The organism is Bacillus sp. K2I17 (genome assembly GCF_002209985.1).
GTDB lineage: Bacteria > Bacillota > Bacilli > Bacillales > Bacillaceae_G > Bacillus_A > Bacillus_A wiedmannii.
Map to the genome: position 1 here is coordinate 17,136 of NZ_NJGF01000039.1, position 20,110 is coordinate 37,245.

The following is a 20,110-nucleotide window of genomic DNA, read 5'->3' on the forward strand; positions in this document are numbered from 1 at the left end:
GAAGCGGATGACGCTTCTTTTTTTAGCGCTGGAATAAAACGAGCTTACCTGCAGAAGATGTGCAGCGATGTGTTTTTTCATACAATCCTTTTTCTTGTAAAATAGATTCACCTTTTGCTTTCGCTTCTTTTTCAGTTGCCGCCTCGAATGATTCGTCTAATGCTTTAGAACCATCTTTTTCAAAGACTGTTAGAACGTATACTCCCATGAAAATTCCCTCCAATAATAAAAATCAGAATCTTATAACTATTTTGGCATAAATCGCTAGAATATGCAAAGAAATATATGACATTGCGTGTTACAATAAAGTGAAACTTTAATCAGTGGGGAGTTTTTTATTTCCTGCTTATTACTAGTTTTCACCAATTGAGCATGTAGTGTTTGTGTTCATGCGGATAAAATGAAACTTTTGAAATATAGAAAGGATCGTTATTTGTGAAACAAGTGAAGTTTATACATGCGGCTGATTTGCATTTGGATAGTCCGTTTAAAGGAATGGAGATGAATGTACCGCAGTCTGTTTGGGAGAGAATGAAGCAGAGTACGTTTGAATCGTTCGAGCGTATTGTTGATAAAGCGATTCAAGAGCGCGTTGATTTCGTATTACTAGCCGGGGATTTGTATGATGCGGAGACGAGAAGTTTGAGAGCGCAAGTGTTTGTGCGCGAGCAAATGAAGAGACTGTCGCAGTATGATATCCCTGTTTTTATTATTCACGGTAACCACGATCATTTAGGGGGAAGCTGGACAGCAATTGAGTTTCCGGAAAATGTTCATGTGTTTACGGAGCCTTATGTAGAAGAGAAATCATTTTATAAAAATGGTGAGTTGTTAGCTTCTATTTACGGGTTTAGTTATTTGCAGCAAGCGGTAACGGATAATATGACAGCGCAGTTTACGAAAATGAGTGATGCGCCTTTTCATATTGGCATGCTTCACGGAAGTGTGGAAGGAGATGCAGAGCATAATCGTTATGCACCGTTTCAAATTCGTGAGCTGAAAGAAAAGCAGTTTGATTATTGGGCTCTTGGTCATATACATAAACGTGAAATTTTATCAGAAGAGCCGTGCATTATTTATCCAGGTAATATACAAGGACGTCATCGTAAGGAGACAGGGGAAAAGGGTTCATACCTGATTGAACTCACGAAACAAGGAACGCACTGTTCATTTTTCCATACGGCGGATGTTGTGTGGGATGAGATAGAAGTGAATATTGATGGACTTGAAACTGTTGATGAACTTATGACGAGCGCATCGAGTGCGATGAATGAGTGCCGAAGAGAAGAGGAAGGGACGCTACTTACTGTCGTATTTACAGGACAAGGCCCACTTTCTCCTTATTTACGTGATGAAAAACGTGTGGAAGAGATCTTTCATATTTTAGCAGCTGGCGAAGAGCGAAAAGACTTCGTATATGCGATGAAGTGGAAAAATGAGACGGTTTCTTTTGCGGAAATCGAGCGTTTGAAAGAGGAAAATCATTTCGTCGGTAGTGTGCTGAAAGAGTTAGAAGCTTTCACCAATATGGACGGCGTATTGCGCAGTATTTGGACATCTCCTGTAGCGCGTAATAGTATTGAATCTTTTACAGAAGAAGAGAAGAAAGAGATTCAAAAGGAAGCAGAAAATATTATTTTAGAGCAATTATTCCAGCAAGAGAGGGATAAGAAATGAGAATTGAAAAACTCCATATTTATGGGTACGGAAAATTAGAAAATGTGGAAATGGATCTGTCAATGCTGACAGTGTTATACGGTGAAAATGAAGCGGGGAAATCGACAATTCGCTCATTTATGAAAAGTATTTTATTCGGTTTTCCAACGAGAGGACAGCGCCGTTATGAGCCGAAAGAAGGCGGCAAGTATGGCGGTGCGATGACTGTGCAAACAGAGAAGTACGGCCGTTTGAAAATTGAACGGTTGCCAAAGACGGCAGCTGGTGAGGTGACCGTTTATTTTGAAGACGGGAAAACGGGCAACGAGGAAATTTTACACGATATATTAAGCGGGATGAATGAAAGTTTATTTGAATCTGTCTTTTCATTTGATATGCACGGCCTTCAAAATATTCATCAGCTCGGCGAAGCGGATATCGGAAATTATTTATTTTCAGCAAGCGCAGTCGGAAGCGATGCGTTATTACAGCTAGATAAAAAGCTAGAAAAAGAAATGGATCAGCGTTTTAAGCCGAGTGGGCGTAAACCTGAAATTAACGTATCACTGCAAGAAATGAAGAAGCTTGAAGAGAAGATGAAAGAGTGGCAAGGGAAAATTGGCACGTATGAAAAGCAAGTGGAGCAGTTAAAAGAAAGTGAAGAGCAGCTAGCTTTTGTTCGCGTGGAAAAAGAGAGTGCAGAAAAGCGAAAGCAAGATTATGAAATATTAGCAGTGCTAGAGCCTCTCGTTATTGAAAAGCGTGCGCATGAGAAAGTGTTAGAAAACGAGGGCGGACAATTTCCTGTAAACGGGATGGCGCGCTATGAAGCGATTAAGGCGAAGATGGAGCCGCTTCAATTACAAGTGGATTCACTCCATAAGAAAATAGAGACTGTGCAAACGGAAATTGAATCGATTCAAATAGATGAAGAATTTTTACAAAAAGAAAGTTATGTAGAAGAACTTCGTATGCAGCATATGTCTTACGAAAATGCACGCCAAGAAATGCGTGATATAACAGGAACGATTACGAATATAAAAGAAGAACTGACAGAATTAGAGCAACAAATTGGTGCTACTTTTGAAAAAGAAACAGTTCTTTCGTTTGATATGAGTTTGGCAACGAAAGAGTTAATTACGCAAACGGTGCAAAAGGCGCGCGAACTAGAAACGCAAAAAGTACAGCTTGACGATCGTTTCAAAGTAGCGCAGGAGCAATTAGAAGAACAAGAAGAAAACATAAGACAGGTTAAGCACCAAATGTTAGCGGATGAAGAACGAAATACGCTAGTTGAGAAAGAAAAGTCATTCCAAGATGCGGCGTTTATCGGTATGGGCGCAGAGAGAATGAAGCGCAAGTATGAAGAGAAGGCAGGAGCGGCAGTGCAAAAGAAAAAACAGTGGCAAAGAGTTTGTCTTCTGTTACTTCTTATTAACACAGTCGTTTTATTCACAAGCTTATTTATAGACAACCGCCCGCTCTTATTTATTAGTGTCATTGTTTTTGTAGGGATTGTTCTTGCCCTCGTTTTATATAAAGATCCGTCAAGTGGATTACAAGAAGAGCTTCTTACTCTTCAGCAAAGTGCTGGTGGGAGACAAAGTGAAGAAGCAATGTCAGTTCGTTATCAATTAGAAAAAGATGAAGAGATACGTAAATTATTTGAGCGTGAGTCGTATAAGTTACAGCAAATGGAGCGAGCTTATGATAAAGTCGTTTCATCGTATGAGGAATGGGAGAGAGAAACGTTCCGCATTAGCGAACAAGTAAATGTGTATAAAGTGCGCTATATGTTCCCTGAATTTTATACGTATGCACACATATTGCCGGCGTTTGAGCGTATGGAAAAAATGCAGCAATTATATCGCGAGTTAGAGAAACAAAGTGAGCGGAAATCTTCATTATATGAAATGATTTCGCAATTTGAACATAAACTAGAAACTGTTATCGGTAGTGTGGAATATAGTAAGCTGCACGAGGCGCAAAGCCGTATGCAAAATGAGAAAGAAAAGCGCCAAACTTGTAAGCAGTTAAAAGAGAAGCTTGTGGAATGGCAAGAAGAATATGAGTTCATGCAAGAGCAATTGAAACAACTGTTAGTAGAACGAGATAGTTTATGGCATATCGCACATTCTACAGATGAAGAGATGTTTTTAGAAGCAGGTAAACTGGCAGAAAAACGTGAAGATGCTGAGCAGCAAGTCGGGCGTTTATTACCGCAAATTGATCTGTTAGAACAGCGTTTAACGAGTTTATCATTAGCTGAACATTATGAGGCTGACGGTTATGATGAAAAATTAAAGCAAGAAATGACAGCTGCGCAAAATTGTCTTATGAAAGAGAAAGAACTGACAGAGCGTATTGCGAAACATCGTATGGAAATCGCGAATTTAGAAGAAGGTAGTACGTACGGTGATTTACTGCACGAATGGGAAATGAAAAAAGCGCAAGTGCGTGAACAAGTGAAGAAGTGGGCTGCTTATGCGGCCGCAAAGACAGTATTAACGAAAACGAAGCAATATTATCATGAAGTACATCTTCCGCGTATTTTACAAAAATCAGAAGAGTATTTCGTCTATTTAACAGGCGGACGATATAGTAAAATCTTTTCACCGTCAGAGGCAGAACCGTTCATCGTTGAGCGTAACGACGGTATGCGTTTTTACAGTCATGAACTAAGCCAAGCGACAGCAGAGCAGTTATATTTATCGTTACGATTTGCATTAGCGAAAACATTTGAGCATGATTATCCGTTCATTATTGATGATAGTTTTGTACATTTTGATGCGGTAAGGACGAATCGTACAATTGAACTAATAAAGGAAATTGCGAAAGATAGACAAGTCATCTTCTTTACATGCCATGCGCATTTATTAACGTATTTTACAGAAAAACAGATTATAAAATTAACGCATAAGCGTAAAGAAAATGAGTTGTAGTATGCTATACTAAAAGTAATTGATATGGTGGAGGAATTCGAATGAAAAAGAAAATTGCAGAATATGAAGTTGGTGAACAAGTCGATGTTTTCTTGTTAATTAAAACAGCGACAAAAGGTTTAGCAAGCAATGGCAAACCATTTTTAACAGTAATCTTACAAGATCCAAGTGGAGATATTGAAGCGAAGCTATGGGACGTATCACCAGAAGTTGAGAAACAATATGTAGCAGAAACAATCGTTAAAGTAGCGGGTGATATTTTAAATTACAAAGGACGTATTCAATTACGTGTGAAACAAATCCGTGTTGCGAATGAAAATGAAGTGACAGATATCTCGGATTTCGTAGAAAAAGCACCAGTGAAAAAAGAAGATATGGTTGAAAAAATTACGCAATACATATTTGAAATGAGAAACCCGAACATTCAGCGTCTAACAAGGCATTTGTTAAATAAGCATCAAAACGAATTTTTAGAATATCCTGCAGCGACAAAGAACCATCACGAGTTCGTATCTGGACTAGCTTATCACGTCGTATCGATGCTTGATTTAGCGAAAGCTATTGCGGCTTTATACCCATCGTTAGATAAAGACTTACTATATGCAGGCGTTATTTTACATGACCTTGGTAAAGTAATCGAATTATCTGGCCCAATTTCCACAACATACACGTTAGAAGGAAATTTATTAGGCCACATTTCTATTATGGTGAACGAAATTGGTAAAGCAGCAGACGAGCTACAAATCGATGCAGAAGAAGTATTAATTCTTCAACACATCGTCCTTTCTCACCACGGAAAAGCAGAATGGGGTAGCCCAAAACCACCATTAGTAAAAGAAGCAGAAATTCTGCACTACATCGATAACTTAGATGCAAAAATGAACATGATGGACCGTGCATTAGGACGCACAAAACCAGGTGAATACACAGAGCGTGTCTTTGCACTTGATAATCGTTCGTTCTATAAACCGACGTTCCATAATTAATAATGTGAATCAAATGGCCTCATTAAGTGTTAATAAGCTTAGTGGGGCTGTTGTATAATGATAATAAAGTTATTGAATTTTGATTATTAAAAAGCTAAGAGCCTTACTACATTCTACGTAGCAAGGCTCTTTAAAGTTGTTTCAAATTACATCCATCTGTTCGTTCAAGTGTAACTATTCGCAATTATTTGATATTATACAGGTGAATAGAAAGATACATTAAAATTTAGTTTTGTAGTTGTAAAAGGAGGTTATTTATCCAACATTAACGGGCAGTAAAACTCCCACCTCAAAATTTGGCTGGAGCAAAGAAGTTAGGTGGGGGGTCGGGCTGCCCGTAAACGTCCGATTGGTGAGGGCTGATTATAGGTTCACTTTATATTATTCTCTTATAATTTTCCAAAAAGGAGAGTTTATGAAAAAGATTATTGTTTTTGTATTAACAATATTTATATTATTCTCAGGATTTGCAACACAAAGTTATGCGTTGTCAGATTCGCAATCTGCGGCAATACAAGCGTTGCTAGATGATGCCTGTCGTATATCAGGTGTGCCGGGAATGTCAATCTCAATACTTGCTGATGATGAAGTGTTCTACTTTTCTTCAGGGTATGCAGACCGTGAAAAGGGGTTGTCTGCAAGTGAAAATACACTCTATGAGTTAGCCTCGGTCAGTAAAGCTTTTACCGGTATGGGTATTATGCTATTGGAAGAGCAAGGGCTGCTTTCAATGACTGACCCTGTCCAAAAATATTTACCTTGGTTTACATTAAAATATCAAGGGAAACCTGTTGATATGCAAAGTCTTACACTAAATAACTTTCTTCACCATACCAGTGGTCTAACAAATATTAGGCATACTCAAAATATTCCACAAGGCAATACACCGGATATGTTGCAAAAGACTGTGGAAATGCTCGTGGATGCTGAATTGGCGTTCCCTCCCGGTGAACAGTATAACTATGGAACCGTTAATTATGACGTATTGGGTTTGGTTATTGAGATTGTGTCGCGACAGAGCTATGAAGACTTTATGAAGGAACAGGTATTTCAGCCGTTAGGTCTTCACCAGACGTATGTTTATAAAGAAGCTGCTCAAGCCACTGGACAGTTGGCACAGGGCTACCGTTCTTCCTTTTTTATGACAACTCCATTTAAAGCTCCGGATTATGCTGGGAATAAACCCGCAGGCTACATCATTTCTAATACAAAAGATATGGCGCGTTGGATGGGCATACAGATGGGGATCGTGCAGGACATACCCGAAATATTTCACATGGTTATCGAAAAATCACATAGGGGTGATATGTCTGTTTCGGCTGTCAACGGTATGTATTATGCGGCAGGCTGGTCCGTAAACGCCGAACAAACGATTATAGAACACACTGGGGGCAATCCAAATTTCAGAACCGAAGTAGTCATACTGCCAAATGAACGAACAGCCGTCTCCTTGCTGAGCAACGGCGCAAATACCAATACAAACATGGCACTAAAAGTTAAAGATATATTAGAAGGCAATCTAACTCAGTCATATGAAATAAGCGGCACACAGCTTTTGGATATCATTTTGTCGTCTATCACAATTATTCTTTGCCTATTGGCCGTTTTGCTATTTCTCTTAGGATTACGCAGAAGGAGAACGAATGAGCGGCAGCCAATGACAAAAAAGAGAATAACCGTAACAGTTATTTTCCTGACCGCTACGATTGCCCTGGGTATACTGTGCTGTGCTTTCGATTGGTCAACAATACTTATGTGGCGAACATATAGTATTCTTACAGCTTTGATTTCGTCAGCATTATTAACAGCAAGCATTACATGGTTTGTATACACTCACCGATAAAATACCTTGCTCCCAAGATAAGCATAATGTTAAGTCATTAAATTTCAATTTATCCCGCTTTAATGGGCAGTAAGACCCCCAACTCAAAATTCAGCGAAAGCAAAGAAGTTAGGTGGGGGTCGGGCTGCCCATAAAAGTCCGATTGGTGAGGGCTGATAATCAGTGGGGGGTGAAGAAAACCCCCACTGATTAAAGTTTCACTTTATTAAAAATGAAATAAAATAGTTAAGAAGTACGCATGGGTGTAACGAAGAACTAATAAAACATATCTTGCCACTAGAATGGGGGCATATCAACTTTTAAATTGAGTACCGCCAGCATTTCAGAAAAAATATGTTAAGCAAAAAATACAATAAGCTGTCCATATGGGCAGCTTATTGTTATTCTACATTGTTCTTAAATAAACGTAATATTTGTTGAGCATCTGTATCCCTTATTATGTAATGTTCTAGATTTTTTTGTTCTTCATGATCTTGACGAGCAATTACAACTTTTTTATCCTCTAGCCAAATTAAATATGTTTCATTGGAACCATCTTGGTAATTTACATTCATTTGATAATCAATATTTGCTTTGGCCTCATCATCTAGCAAAAGAGGAATAACTCTTTCTCGATCCTTATCTATTCCTGTATGTTCCATGGATTTAATAATTTGATCAAACTCTAGATTTATAACTGCTTTTTTATTTTTTACCTTAGCGGATATAAGCTCAATTTTCTTTATTTCCTTTCCTTGAAAGAAAATAGGTTTATGATTTTCCTCTTGTTGTATTGAGGCAGTTTTTACTTTTGGTTGTTCAGTAGTAGATGTACTACCAGTGTTTGTCTCAGTCGAACAAGCGGATAGATATAGGAATAATGATAAGGTCAGTAATGATATATTTTTATTCATAAATTAACCCCTTTCTTTTATGGATAATATTCCTTTTCACCATGTAATAAACCTTTTTAAAGGGGAGAAGTTGTCTACTCTTCGTATGAATACTTTATCCCGCGTTAATGGACAGTAAAACCCCCACTGATTATTAGCCTTCACTTTATCATTCTCCAGTTCAAAATGTTATCCAATAAAAAAATATCTCGAATTTGAGATAAATAACTTGCTTTTTAATCACTTGAGTTGTAAAGTGATAGTAACGAAAGCGATTGAGTCATATGAAAAACATACACTCACTTGCTTTCGATTAAAAAAACGAAGTAACTTATTCAGTAAAAACTAAGATGAATTTACAAAAACATAATGAGAATAAATTGAAAAGCTAAGAAGCATATTATTTTTTAGGTATCACTTGACTAGTAAAATGAAACGGAGGAATTATCAATGTATGAAATTAAAGGGCATCATCACATTTCAATGGTTACAAAAAACGCGAGTGAGAATAACCATTTTTATAAAAACGTGCTTGGTTTACGCCGTGTGAAAATGACGGTAAACCAAGATGATCCGTCCATGTATCACTTATTTTACGGAGATAAAACAGGAAGTCCAGGTACAGAACTATCGTTTTTTGAAATGCCTTTAGTAGGAAAAACGTACCGTGGTACGAATGCAATTACGCGAATCGGATTACTCGTTCCGTCAGAGGAAAGCTTACATTACTGGAAAGAACGATTTGAGAAATTTGATGTGAAACATAGTGAAATGACAACATATGCAAATCGTCCTGCTTTACAATTTGAGGATGCTGAAGGTCTTCGCCTCGTGCTACTCGTTTCAAACGGAGAAAAAGTGGAGCACTGGGAAACTTGGGAGAAATCAGAAGTTCCTGCCGAACATCAAATTCAAGGAATGGGTTCTGTAGAAATGACAGTGCGTAGACTTGATAAACTGGCGAATACATTAACAGATATATTTGGTTATACAGAAGTTAGCCGAAGCGACGAAGAAGCGATTTTCCAGTCTATTAAAGGAGAAGCCTTCGGAGAAATCGTTGTGAAATATTTAGATGGTCCTACTGAAAAGCCAGGCCGCGGTAGCATTCATCATTTAGCAATTCGTGTAAAGAACGATGCAGAGCTTGCTTACTGGGAAGAACAGGTAATACAAAAAGGTTTCCATTCTTCAGGCATTATCGACCGTTTCTACTTTAAAAGCTTATATTTCCGTGAATCAAACGGAATCCTATTTGAAATTGCGACAGATGGACCAGGATTTACAGTTGATGGCGATGTAGAGCATTTAGGAGAAAAACTTGATTTACCGCCGTTCTTAGAAAATCAGCGAGCAGAAATTGAAGCGAAATTAGCACCTATTGAAGAGAAATAATAGAAGAGAAAATAAAATTTAAAACCCATTGGAGGAATATAAAATGAACCAATTAAAAGGAATTCACCACGTTACAGCAATTACAAGTAGTGCAGAAAAGAACTATGAGTTTTTCACTCACGTTTTAGGAATGCGTTTAGTTAAAAAAACAGTAAACCAAGATGATATTCAAACGTACCATTTATTCTTTGCAGATGATAAAGGTAGTGCAGGAACAGATATGACATTCTTTGACTTCCCAGGTGTTCCAAAAGGAGTACACGGTACAAATGAAATTTCAAAAACTTCATTCCGTGTTCCAACTGACGCAGCGTTAGCGTATTGGGTGAAACGCTTTGACCGTCTTGAAGTGGAACATACAGGCATTAAAGAGCAATTTGGTAAGAAAACTCTTTCTTTCGTTGACTTTGATGATCAACACTATCAATTAATCTCAGATGAATTAGATAACGGGATAGAATCAGGTACACCATGGCAAAACGGTCCAGTTCCATTAGAATATGCAATTACTGGCTTAGGCCCTGTATTTATCCGCATTTCAAACTTTAGTTTCTTTAAAGAAGTGTTAGAAAAAGTTCTATTATTTAAAGAGATTGCTCAAGAAGGAGAATCCTATTTATTTGAAGTAAACGAAGGTGGAAACGGTGCTTCTGTCATTGTAGAACATAATACGGTTCTTCCTGAAGCACAACAAGGTTTTGGTACAGTGCACCATGCTGCATTTCGCGTAGAAGATCGCGCTGTATTAGAAGAGTGGATTGAGAGAATCAGTAGCGTAGGGCTTCCTTCATCTGGCTATGTAAATCGTCACTTCTTCGAGTCATTATACGCAAGAGTCGCACCACAAATTTTATTTGAATTCGCAACAGACGGCCCAGGATTTATGGGAGATGAGCCATACGAAACACTTGGCGAGAAATTATCTTTACCTCCATTTCTAGAGCCAAAACGTGAAGAAATTGAAAAATTAGTTCGTCCAATTGATACAGTGAGAAGTACGAAGGAATTTATTAAAGAGTAAAAATAGAGATAGTAAGTAGGAGAGCAAGTAGTTTTAGCGGAGTGCTGGAACTGCTTGCTTTTTTATTTATCCTAGTGAGTTTTCTGACAATTGTTTCTCAAGTTATTAAAAAGGAAAACTTTGGTATAATTAATTAAAATATTAAATTTTATGATAATTATTTTTCAATGCATAGAAAAGGAGTGGTGATATACAATTTTGATAATTGTATAAAAATCCTAATTTTGCAATTTTGGAGAAAAGGGGATGCGAGTGTATGGGAGCAGATGTAGTAACAAGGGAGCAAATGAAACATTCTTTAGATGATTGGTATCGTGTAATGTTGCAGTAAAATATAGAGAAAGCTACGGAGATGAAGGAAGAGATTGATAGTAAGATTAGTGGTTTGGACGTGGATCAAGATGTATTGCTTTATCATACATTATTAAATTTTAGATATGATGCATTAGTTGATTGGATTTCAGTTAGAGAAGATAGCTTTGATAAAGTGGAATCTTTCGAAATTCCAACAGAAGGATTTTTAGCTTATTATTATCACTTTTTCAAAGGATTTCATTGCACATTAATTTCAAATTATAACGAAGCGAAAGAACAGTATGAACAAGCGGAGAAGTTATTGAAATATATTGCAGATCCGATAGAACATGCGGAGTTTCATTATCGGATGGGGAATTTCTATTATCATTCCTATCAACAAATCAATGCGATTGATTATTTGAAAAAAGCAAAAGAAGATTTTACGAAGCAACAAGGATATGAGATTAATTTTGCTTTATGTGAGAATATTTTAGGGTTATGCTATGTTGATTTAAATCAATTTGAGTTAGCAGAGGAGATATTTAATCACTCCCTAAATATTTTTCAGCAAATTGATCATGAAAAATATATTTTAATGGTTAGAAATAACTTAGGATTGCTATATGCAAATCAGAATTTATCAGAATTAGCAATTCGGCATTTATCCGAAGTAACAAAGAAAGCTCCTAATCATTTTAGAGCACTTTACTTGGAAGCTGATGAATATTTAAAAATAAATGAATTTGAAAAAGCGAGTGTCATAATAAGTAAAGGATTACATATTTGTAATCAGTTGAAGAATCAAGAATATCAATACCGATTTATGGTTTTAAGTGAAATGAATACAAATGTTGATGCATTAGAGGAGGCTGTTATAGCGGGAGCTTCTTACTTTGAAAGAGAAGAGTTGTTTGACTGTATTCAGGAATATACAGAACGCTTAGCAGATAAATTTTATAATGTAAACAATCATGAAAAGGCTAGTAAATACTATCGTATGAGTAACGAATCAAGGAAAAAACAGGTGGCAAAAGGGGCGTTAAAATAATGAGAAAAATTGTGTTAACAGTAATTGGATTTGCATTTACTTTTTCAGTTTTAGGTTCCCACAATTTTAATGCTGTTGCTCTTAATAAGGGAGACACAGGAGGAGCACCAGCAAGACCAGACTATGTTAGCTTTAATAAGGGGGATACTGGTGGAGCGCCAGCAAACCCAGACTATGCTAGTTTTAATATAGGAGACACAGGAGGAGCACCAGCAGATAATAGAGGAGACGGCGGAGTAAGCCAACTATAATAACAAAGAAAGGGACTTCAACATGAAGTCCCTTTTTCTATTTTCAGGCCATGTAGAGAAAAGAATTGACTTACTTTAAACGTGTAACTATAATAGTTACAAAACGACCATCATTAATAGAAGTAAGTAATATTTTTTTAGTATAATTGTAACTAATGTAGTTACAATTAAAATTAATCATAAAACAACCAAATAATGTAAAAACTTTAAATAGCAACAAGAGAAAGGAGACGGGAATTTTGAAACGGTTTAAATTTTATTTTATTAGCGGTATTGTGCTCGTTTTGTTAATCGTATGTAACTTCGTTGATAAGCCGATTGCGAAAGTTGGAGAAGTGAAAAATACTGTTATGATGAAGCTGAATACGAAAGAGAGTATGGCGCAAATTGATGGACAGACGATTTATTTTAAGCAAATTGGTGAGGGCAAGCCACCTTTACTTATGCTTCACGGGTTTGGTGGTTCATCTGATGGGTTTAGTGATATTTATCCGGAACTTGCACGAGATCACACGATTATCGCGGTTGATATTTTAGGATTTGGACGTTCTTCGAAGCCGGTTGATTTTCAGTATTCGTTTCCTGCGCAAGTGAATTTATATTATAAGTTAATGAAGAAACTCGGATACGATCAATTCGCAGTACTTGGTCATTCGATGGGCGGAGAGATGTCTCTAAATTTAGCGTATTTATATCCGGATGCAGTAACGCATCTCGTTTTAGCGGATTCTACAGGGATCGAGTCTTTCCAGCAAAAAGAAAGCTATGAAGTGCCGCCGCTATCAACGGATTTACAAACTGTAACAGAGATTACAGATTATAATAAAAATGCAGTGAAAAATAGTCGCGACGATAAAGAGCATTATGATCAGCTTACGAAAATGAGAGAGCGCCGCATCGCGATAGAGGCCGATAAAATTAAGGTGCCGACTTTAATTATATGGGGACGACACGATAAGAGCGTTTCTTGGAAAAATGGTGAACTGTATCATGAGCTATTTGCGAATAGTACGTTCCATATCATTGAAAAAGGATACCATGCACCGTTTCGCCAGGAACCAATAGAATTTATGGAATATGTACAAGCGTTCTTCGCGAAGAATCCGCAATAAATTTTAAGCATAAATCCACTTCTTTCCTCATACAGTGAAACTAATAAGGCTTGTCTAAGGAAAGGAATGAAGTTGCGTGGAAACTTTACCATGGTGGGTGTATCTTGTAATCGTCGGGATCGTATTAAGTGGCTACATGGTTTTATATACTTCAAAAAAAGAGCAAGAGATGGATAATGAGTTTATCGAAAAAGAAGGCGAAGTGTATATGAAGCGTTTAGAAGAAGAGCGAGAGAAACGGAATCAGGATACTGATAAGGATTCGGTATTGCTTTAATAGAAATTTTGAAAGGCTATCAACTAGTAGAATTTTATATCTAGGTGATAGCCTTTTTCTTCTGGGGGAGCAGGTTATATAAGTTTAACTTTACATGTATACGAGATTCATCATGAACTTTTATAAATGGTATTTATATATTTTTTTACTCATAAGAATGGAACTAGCGCAGTATTTACTGGGGGGGATTAACAATGCATAGGGATGAAACATCATTACATCCTGATACAGGTGTTACATCTGTAATGTTTGTTGAGCGTTCATTAAATGAAATTCGTTTTTGGTCTAGAATCATGAAGGAGCATTCTTTTTTTCTTCGCTTAGGGTTTAGATGTGAGGATACTCAACTAATCGAAGAGGCTAATCAATTTTATCGATTGTTTGAACATATCGAACAAATAGCGCATTCCTATACAAATGAAACAGATCCTGAGCAAATAAAAAGATTTAATTCAGAAGTACAACAAGCCGCAACTAATATTTGGGGATTTAAACGAAAAATTTTAGGATTAATTCTCACATGTAAATTGCCAGGACAAAATAACTTTCCATTGTTAGTTGACCATACGAGTAGGGAAGCTGATTATTTTAGAAAACGTTTAATACAATTAAATGAAGGTAAATTAGATGCTCTTCCTGATGCTATTATTAAAGAAAATGTTTTCTTTTTAAGGATTATGGCAGACCATGCTAAATTTATTGGTCATCTTCTTGATCCATCGGAAAGAAAGCTTGTAGACACAGCGCGGAATTTTAGCAATGATTTTGATGAATTGATGTATCAAGCAATTGACTTAGAATCTATGAAACCACAATCTCAAACAGTCCCACTTTTAGATCAATTTTTAGATCAAAATCGTGTGTCGGTTGCATCTCTTCGGGATTTTAAGAAAACAGCACGTGATTTAATTGAGCAATGTAAAATAAAGAGTATCATTCATCCATTATTAGCAGACCATGTTTTCCGTGAAGCTGATAGATTTCTTGAAATCATTGATATGTATGATGTTCACCTTACAAATATTCAATCACAACCTAGATATTAGAAGATAAAGAAAGATACTATTTTACTTTCAGCTGAGAAGTTAACAATTTATTGTTAGCTTCTTTTCTTTTTGATGAAAATGAAACTATGATGGGCGTATTTTTATTTCTTACAAAAATCGTTGTATGGATGTTAAATAAGTTTGCCGGAGCGAGCATTACACTTGTAGCAGATGCACCGTATGTAATGAATTTTTTACCCTTCATATTAATGGTTATAGGTGGCACGGGTTCTGATAAGTTGAAGAAAATATATAGATAGAGGAAATAATTTCCCCACACTAGCTGTTCTTTCTACTTAAATTGTGTACTATAAAGGATAGGATGACATAAAGAAGGGGACATTTAGAATGGAATTTCATGAACAGAAGATTTTGCCGGCAGTGAGACAAATTAAAGATTTGGAAAAGCTATTACATAGTTCATATGAGTATATTGTTATTTTAGATATTCATGTTGGTCAATTGAAGAGTGTTGTGTCACTTGCGAAGCAGCATAGTAAAAAGGTGTTTTTACATGTTGATTTGATCCATGGATTACAAAGTGATGGGCATGCGACGGAGTTTTTATGCCAAGAATATAAACCGTACGGGTTACTGTCGACAAAGGCGAGCGTGATTATGAAGGCGAAGCAAAAGGGTGTCGTCTCAATTCAACGCATCTTTTTAATTGATTCTAGCGCGATGGAAAAGAGCTGTAATTTGCTAGAAAAGACGAAGCCGGATTATATAGAGGTGCTTCCTGGTGCGCTAACGGATGTGATTGCTGAAGTGAAAGAGCGTACTGGTGTTCCGATTTTAGCGGGTGGTTTCATTCGTACTGTGCAAGATGTTGAAAGAGCTTTAAGCGCTGGTGCGACAGCAATTACGACATCAAAAAAAGAACTATGGAAACATTACCAAAAAAAGTGACGAAAATGTGAAAAAATTCTGTTGACACCGCTTTCATGAAAGGTTAACATTATAGACAAGTTAATAAACGTGACGGAGAAAAGAAGAGATCCACATTTTATTGTTTCTATATATTTTTATATAGAAGCATGTAAGCTGTGGATCTTTTTCTTTTGAAAAAACGAATGGCCATTCATTTTACCTCTATCACATTTGAACGCATTTAAATTGATTGTGGAGGGATTTTATGTCAGCATTTTTAGGGGAATTAATAGGGACAGCGTTGTTAATCGTACTTGGTGGCGGCGTTTGTGCTGGTGTAAGTTTAAAGAAATCGTTTGCGAAGGATTCTGGATGGATTGTCATTACAATGGGCTGGGGTTTAGCGGTAGCGGTAGCAGCGTACGCGGTTGGATCAATTAGTGGGGCACATTTGAATCCGGCTTTAACGATAGGACTAGCATTTAAGGGAGCGTTCCCATGGAGTGACGTACCAGGTTATATCGCAGCACAAATGATTGGGGCAATTATCGGGGCAGTTATCGTATATTTACATTACTTACCACACTGGAAAGAAACAGAAGATCCAGGAACAAAGTTAGGCGTATTTGCAACAGGTCCAGCAATTCCGAACACATTTGCAAACCTTTTAAGTGAAATGATTGGAACATTCGTTTTAGTATTTGGTATATTAGCAATTGGAGCAAATAAATTTGCAGATGGTTTAAATCCATTTATCGTAGGTTTCTTAATTGTAAGTATTGGTTTATCATTAGGTGGAACGACAGGATACGCGATTAACCCGGCTCGTGATTTAGGTCCGCGTATCGCACACTTCTTCCTTCCGATTGCAGGAAAAGGCGGTTCGAACTGGAAGTATGCATGGATTCCAGTAGTTGGTCCAATTCTAGGTGGATCACTTGCAGGGTTATTCCATCAAGTTGTATTTGAAGGAAAACAAAATGCAGCACTTATTTATGTGATTATTGCAACTGTGATTGTACTAGCAATCTCTTATATGACAAGTAAAAAAAGTGAAAGCACTACAAATAGTAGAAAAGTAGCATAGGGGGAAACCATTATGAAAAAATATATTCTTTCTTTAGACCAAGGAACAACTAGCTCACGCGCAATTCTTTTCAATAAAAAAGGTGAAATTGTTCATTCAGCTCAAAAAGAGTTTACACAACATTTTCCAAAGCCAGGGTGGGTAGAGCATAACGCACAAGAAATTTGGGGATCTATTTTAGCAGTTATCGCAACTTGCTTAAGTGAAGCAGATGTAAAACCAGAACAAATTGCTGGTATCGGTATTACGAACCAACGTGAAACAGCGGTTGTATGGGATAAAACGACTGGAAAACCAATTTACAACGCAATCGTATGGCAATCTCGTCAAACAGTTGAAATTTGTGATGAGCTAAAAGAAAAAGGTTATAGCGAAATGGTTCGCGAAAAAACAGGTCTTTTAATTGACGCATATTTCTCTGGTACGAAAGTAAAATGGATTTTAGATAATGTTGAAGGTGCAAGAGAAAAAGCAGAAAACGGCGATCTATTATTCGGAACAATTGATACATGGCTTGTATGGAAATTGTCCGGCGGCAAAGCGCACGTAACGGATTACTCAAATGCATCACGTACATTAATGTTTAACATTCACGACTTACAGTGGGATGATGAGCTTCTAGACATGTTAACAGTGCCAAAGAGCATGCTTCCAGAAGTACGTCCATCATCTGAAATATATGGAGAAACAATTGATTATCACTTCTTCGGTCAAAATATACCGATTGCAGGTGTAGCTGGTGACCAGCAAGCAGCATTATTTGGACAAGCTTGTTTCGGTGAAGGTATGGCGAAGAACACTTACGGAACTGGTTGCTTCATGTTAATGAACACAGGAGAAAAAGCAGTAGCTTCTGAGCATGGCCTATTAACAACAATTGCATGGGGTATAGATGGTAAAGTAAACTATGCATTAGAAGGAAGTATTTTCGTAGCAGGCTCTGCAATTCAGTGGTTACGTGACGGAATGCGCATGTTTAAAGATGCAAGTGAGAGTGAAGTATATGCTTCTCGCGTTGAATCAACTGACGGTGTATACGTGGTACCAGCATTCGTAGGATTAGGTACACCGTACTGGGATAGTGAAGTACGCGGCGCTATGTTTGGTGTAACGCGCGGTACGACGAAAGAGCATTTCATTCGTGCAACACTAGAATCTTTAGCGTACCAAACGAAAGATGTATTATGTGCAATGGAAGCAGATTCAGGCATTGAACTGAAAACATTACGCGTTGATGGCGGAGCAGTTAAAAATAACTTCTTAATGAAGTTCCAAAGTGATATTTTAGATGTTCCTGTAGAGCGTCCAGTAATCAATGAAACGACAGCTTTAGGTGCAGCATACTTAGCTGGTCTTGCGGTTGGATATTGGAAAAACCAAGATGAAATTAAAGAACAGTGGCATATGGACAAACGCTTTGAACCAACGATGGAAGCGAAAACAAGCGAAGAGCTATATGCTGGATGGAAAAAAGCGATTGAAGCAACAAAAGCTTTCAAATAATCATAAACAGTGTTATAATGGTGACAAGTTAATAATTCGGTAGGAGATTTGGAGAGACCACAACACGCTATAGAGGCGAAATCTATAGCGGAGTTCGTGGTCTCTTTTTTCGTTATCAAAGGGAGGAATTACCATGAAATTTTCAAGTAAACAACGTAAAGACGTATTAAACGGAGTAAATAAACAAGAGTTAGATGTGATCGTAATTGGTGGAGGTATTACTGGTTCTGGTATTGCATTAGATGGAGCAACACGCGGGTTATCAACAATTGTGTTTGAAATGCAGGACTTTGCAGCAGGTACATCAAGTCGTTCAACGAAGCTTGTACACGGTGGTCTACGTTATTTAAAACAACTTGAAGTGAAAATGGTAGCAGAGGTGGGGAAAGAGCGTGCAATCGTATATGAGAACGGTCCCCATGTAACAACACCAGAGTGGATGTTACTTCCGTTCCATACAGGCGGTACGTTCGGATCATTCAGTACATCAATTGGTCTTCGTGTATATGACTTCTTAGCAGGTGTAAAACGAAGCGAGCGCAGAAAAATGTTTAACCGTGAAGAAACATTAAACAAAGAGCCTCTTGTAAAAAAAGAAGGACTAAAGGGCGGCGGTTACTACGTAGAATATCGTACAGACGATGCGCGTCTTACAATTGAAGTAATGAAAGAAGCGATTGAACACGGTGCGAAAGCTGTTAACTACGCAAAAGTAGACAGTTTCTTATATAAAGATGGAAAAGTATGCGGTGTACGTGTAATCGATTTACTAGATGGCGAAGTATATGAAGTGTACGGTAAGAAAATTGTAAACGCAGCTGGCCCTTGGGTAGATACACTTCGTGAAAAAGATAACTCGAAAAAAGGGAAAGTACTTCAGTTATCAAAAGGTGTGCATTTAGTAATTGACCAAAAACGTTTCCCATTAGGGCAAGCTATTTACTTCGATACACCAGATAAACGTATGGTGTTCGCGATTCCTCGAGGCGGAAAAACATACGTAGGTACAACAGATACGTTCTATGATAAAGACGCAGCTGTACCGCACATGACAACAGAAGATCGCACATATATCATTAATGCGATTAACTACATGTTCCCAAGTGTGAAAATTACAGAAAAAGATGTGGAGTCAAGCTGGGCTGGTGTACGTCCGTTAATTTACGAAGAAGGAAAGAATGCATCTGAAATTTCTCGTAAAGATGAAATTTGGACTTCTGAATCTGGTTTAATTACAATTGCGGGCGGAAAATTAACAGGATACCGTAAAATGGCTGAAATGGTAGTAGACTACGTAACGAACTTACTACAAAAAGAGGGTCATAGTGCATATCCGAAGAGCGACACGAAACATATGCCAATCTCTGGTGGACATGTAGATGGTTCACATGGATTCCCAGCATTCGTTGCGAAAAAAGCAGGCGAAGGTACGAAATACGGTTTAACGACAGCACAAGCGGAAGAATTCGCGAAATTCTACGGTTCTAACGTTGACGTACTGTTCGACTTAGCGAAAAAACATAAAGACGAAGCGAAAGAATACAACATGCCGCTAGAAGTTCTAATCCCGCTTGTATACGCAATGGATTACGAAATGACAGCAAAACCAGTTGACTTCTTCGTACGCCGCAGAGGCGCTGTATTCTTCAACATTCACTGGGTATACGAGTGGAAAGAAGCAGTAATCAACTACATGGCTGCGAAACTAGGTTGGAGCAAAGAAGAGCAAATGAAATACACAGCAGAACTAGAAAAAGCATTAACAGACGCTGTCATTCCTGTAGATCAACAAGAGCAAGCAGCTGCGTTAGCGTAAAATAGAAAACCACCTGAAGGGGAGTGAACCGCACCCAATTTGTTAGACACTTAATTAACAATTGGAGGTGCGGTTTTATTATGTCTAG

At 37.6% G+C, this 20,110-nt stretch carries 16 protein-coding genes and 2 pseudogenes; 16 read left to right on the plus strand and 2 right to left on the minus strand.

All coding sequences use genetic code 11. The features are described 5' to 3' along the window. Window positions 1–22: 22 nt before the first annotated feature. Entirely contained in the window at window positions 23–208 is a 186-nt protein-coding gene (locus tag CER22_RS26215) for a YhzD family protein (RefSeq protein ID WP_000539551.1), read from the minus strand. Window positions 209–435: 227 nt separating this feature from the next. Between CER22_RS26215 and CER22_RS26220 the strand changes: the two genes are divergently transcribed. The 4 genes from CER22_RS26220 (at window position 436) to CER22_RS26235 (ending at window position 7,427) form a co-directional block, all read left to right on the plus strand. Then, window positions 436–1,677, plus strand: a complete 1,242-nt coding sequence (locus CER22_RS26220) for a metallophosphoesterase family protein (protein WP_088062291.1) — start codon at window positions 436–438, stop codon at window positions 1,675–1,677. Then, complete coding sequence (locus CER22_RS26225) at window positions 1,674–4,598, plus strand: ATP-binding protein (protein WP_088610011.1); 2,925 nt, start codon at window positions 1,674–1,676, stop codon at window positions 4,596–4,598. Before CER22_RS26220 ends, CER22_RS26225 begins: the two co-directional genes overlap by 4 nt. A gap of 41 nt (window positions 4,599–4,639) precedes the next feature. Further along, entirely contained in the window at window positions 4,640–5,584 is a 945-nt protein-coding gene (gene yhaM / locus CER22_RS26230; RefSeq protein ID WP_000726645.1) for a 3'-5' exoribonuclease YhaM, read from the plus strand. A gap of 415 nt (window positions 5,585–5,999) precedes the next feature. Further along, the gene (locus tag CER22_RS26235) at window positions 6,000–7,427 is read left to right on the plus strand and encodes a serine hydrolase domain-containing protein (protein ID WP_088610012.1); all 1,428 of its coding nucleotides are present in this window, start codon (window positions 6,000–6,002) and stop codon (window positions 7,425–7,427) included. A 380-nt stretch (window positions 7,428–7,807) separates the two neighbouring features. On the opposite strand, the gene CER22_RS26240 is transcribed toward CER22_RS26235, so the two are convergent. After that, window positions 7,808–8,320, minus strand: coding sequence for a hypothetical protein (locus tag CER22_RS26240; protein WP_088121560.1), 513 nt, complete (start codon window positions 8,318–8,320; stop codon window positions 7,808–7,810). 429 nt (window positions 8,321–8,749) lie between these two features. Between CER22_RS26240 and CER22_RS26245 the strand changes: the two genes are divergently transcribed. From CER22_RS26245 to glpD, 12 genes and pseudogenes are all read left to right on the plus strand, one after another. Beyond that, window positions 8,750–9,694 carry a ring-cleaving dioxygenase gene (locus tag CER22_RS26245; protein ID WP_088610013.1) on the plus strand — a complete coding sequence of 315 codons (945 nt, stop codon included), beginning with the start codon at window positions 8,750–8,752 and terminating at the stop codon, window positions 9,692–9,694. Window positions 9,695–9,737: 43 nt separating this feature from the next. Then, window positions 9,738–10,715, plus strand: coding sequence for a ring-cleaving dioxygenase (locus CER22_RS26250; protein WP_088610014.1), 978 nt, complete (start codon window positions 9,738–9,740; stop codon window positions 10,713–10,715). A 256-nt stretch (window positions 10,716–10,971) separates the two neighbouring features. Then, window positions 10,972–12,060: pseudogene (locus CER22_RS26255) on the plus strand (response regulator aspartate phosphatase). Then, window positions 12,060–12,311, plus strand: coding sequence for a hypothetical protein (locus CER22_RS33845; RefSeq protein ID WP_088610015.1), 252 nt, complete (start codon window positions 12,060–12,062; stop codon window positions 12,309–12,311). Before CER22_RS26255 ends, CER22_RS33845 begins: the two are co-directional and overlap by 1 nt. A gap of 239 nt (window positions 12,312–12,550) precedes the next feature. After that, window positions 12,551–13,423: an alpha/beta fold hydrolase gene (locus tag CER22_RS26265; protein WP_142293571.1), complete on the plus strand. Its 873-nt coding sequence runs from the start codon at window positions 12,551–12,553 to the stop codon at window positions 13,421–13,423. 76 nt (window positions 13,424–13,499) lie between these two features. Continuing rightward, window positions 13,500–13,700 carry a sporulation YhaL family protein gene (locus tag CER22_RS26270; protein WP_088062310.1) on the plus strand — a complete coding sequence of 67 codons (201 nt, stop codon included), beginning with the start codon at window positions 13,500–13,502 and terminating at the stop codon, window positions 13,698–13,700. Between the two features lie 194 nt (window positions 13,701–13,894). Continuing rightward, the gene (locus CER22_RS26275; RefSeq protein WP_046953966.1) at window positions 13,895–14,746 is read left to right on the plus strand and encodes a DUF2935 domain-containing protein; all 852 of its coding nucleotides are present in this window, start codon (window positions 13,895–13,897) and stop codon (window positions 14,744–14,746) included. A gap of 86 nt (window positions 14,747–14,832) precedes the next feature. After that, a pseudogene (locus CER22_RS26280) lies at window positions 14,833–15,006 on the plus strand (helix-turn-helix domain-containing protein); the annotation flags it as partial. Between the two features lie 88 nt (window positions 15,007–15,094). Further along, window positions 15,095–15,655 (plus strand): glycerol uptake operon antiterminator GlpP, encoded by a 561-nt coding sequence (gene glpP, locus CER22_RS26285; protein ID WP_000394296.1) that lies wholly within the window; start codon window positions 15,095–15,097, stop codon window positions 15,653–15,655. Between the two features lie 226 nt (window positions 15,656–15,881). Continuing rightward, window positions 15,882–16,703, plus strand: coding sequence for a glycerol uptake facilitator protein GlpF (glpF, locus tag CER22_RS26290; protein ID WP_088610017.1), 822 nt, complete (start codon window positions 15,882–15,884; stop codon window positions 16,701–16,703). Window positions 16,704–16,715: 12 nt separating this feature from the next. Beyond that, complete coding sequence (gene glpK / locus CER22_RS26295) at window positions 16,716–18,206, plus strand: glycerol kinase GlpK (protein ID WP_088062314.1); 1,491 nt, start codon at window positions 16,716–16,718, stop codon at window positions 18,204–18,206. 133 nt (window positions 18,207–18,339) lie between these two features. Then, entirely contained in the window at window positions 18,340–20,022 is a 1,683-nt protein-coding gene (gene glpD / locus CER22_RS26300; protein ID WP_046957115.1) for an aerobic glycerol-3-phosphate dehydrogenase, read from the plus strand. Window positions 20,023–20,110 lie beyond the last annotated feature (88 nt).

What these genes read in the sequence shown, in the direction of transcription:
- CER22_RS26215 (WP_000539551.1), bottom strand. Translation starts at nt 208, where the DNA reads ATGGGAGTATACGTTCTAACAGTCTTTGAAAAAGATGGTTCTAAAGCA.
- CER22_RS26225 (WP_088610011.1), top strand. Translation starts at nt 1,674, where the DNA reads ATGAGAATTGAAAAACTCCATATTTATGGGTACGGAAAATTAGAAAAT.
- yhaM (WP_000726645.1), top strand. Translation starts at nt 4,640, where the DNA reads ATGAAAAAGAAAATTGCAGAATATGAAGTTGGTGAACAAGTCGATGTT.
- CER22_RS26235 (WP_088610012.1), top strand. Translation starts at nt 6,000, where the DNA reads ATGAAAAAGATTATTGTTTTTGTATTAACAATATTTATATTATTCTCA.
- CER22_RS26240 (WP_088121560.1), bottom strand. Translation starts at nt 8,320, where the DNA reads ATGAATAAAAATATATCATTACTGACCTTATCATTATTCCTATATCTA.
- CER22_RS26245 (WP_088610013.1), top strand. Translation starts at nt 8,750, where the DNA reads ATGTATGAAATTAAAGGGCATCATCACATTTCAATGGTTACAAAAAAC.
- CER22_RS26250 (WP_088610014.1), top strand. Translation starts at nt 9,738, where the DNA reads ATGAACCAATTAAAAGGAATTCACCACGTTACAGCAATTACAAGTAGT.
- CER22_RS33845 (WP_088610015.1), top strand. Translation starts at nt 12,060, where the DNA reads ATGAGAAAAATTGTGTTAACAGTAATTGGATTTGCATTTACTTTTTCA.
- CER22_RS26275 (WP_046953966.1), top strand. Translation starts at nt 13,895, where the DNA reads ATGCATAGGGATGAAACATCATTACATCCTGATACAGGTGTTACATCT.
- glpP (WP_000394296.1), top strand. Translation starts at nt 15,095, where the DNA reads ATGGAATTTCATGAACAGAAGATTTTGCCGGCAGTGAGACAAATTAAA.
- glpF (WP_088610017.1), top strand. Translation starts at nt 15,882, where the DNA reads ATGTCAGCATTTTTAGGGGAATTAATAGGGACAGCGTTGTTAATCGTA.
- glpK (WP_088062314.1), top strand. Translation starts at nt 16,716, where the DNA reads ATGAAAAAATATATTCTTTCTTTAGACCAAGGAACAACTAGCTCACGC.
- glpD (WP_046957115.1), top strand. Translation starts at nt 18,340, where the DNA reads ATGAAATTTTCAAGTAAACAACGTAAAGACGTATTAAACGGAGTAAAT.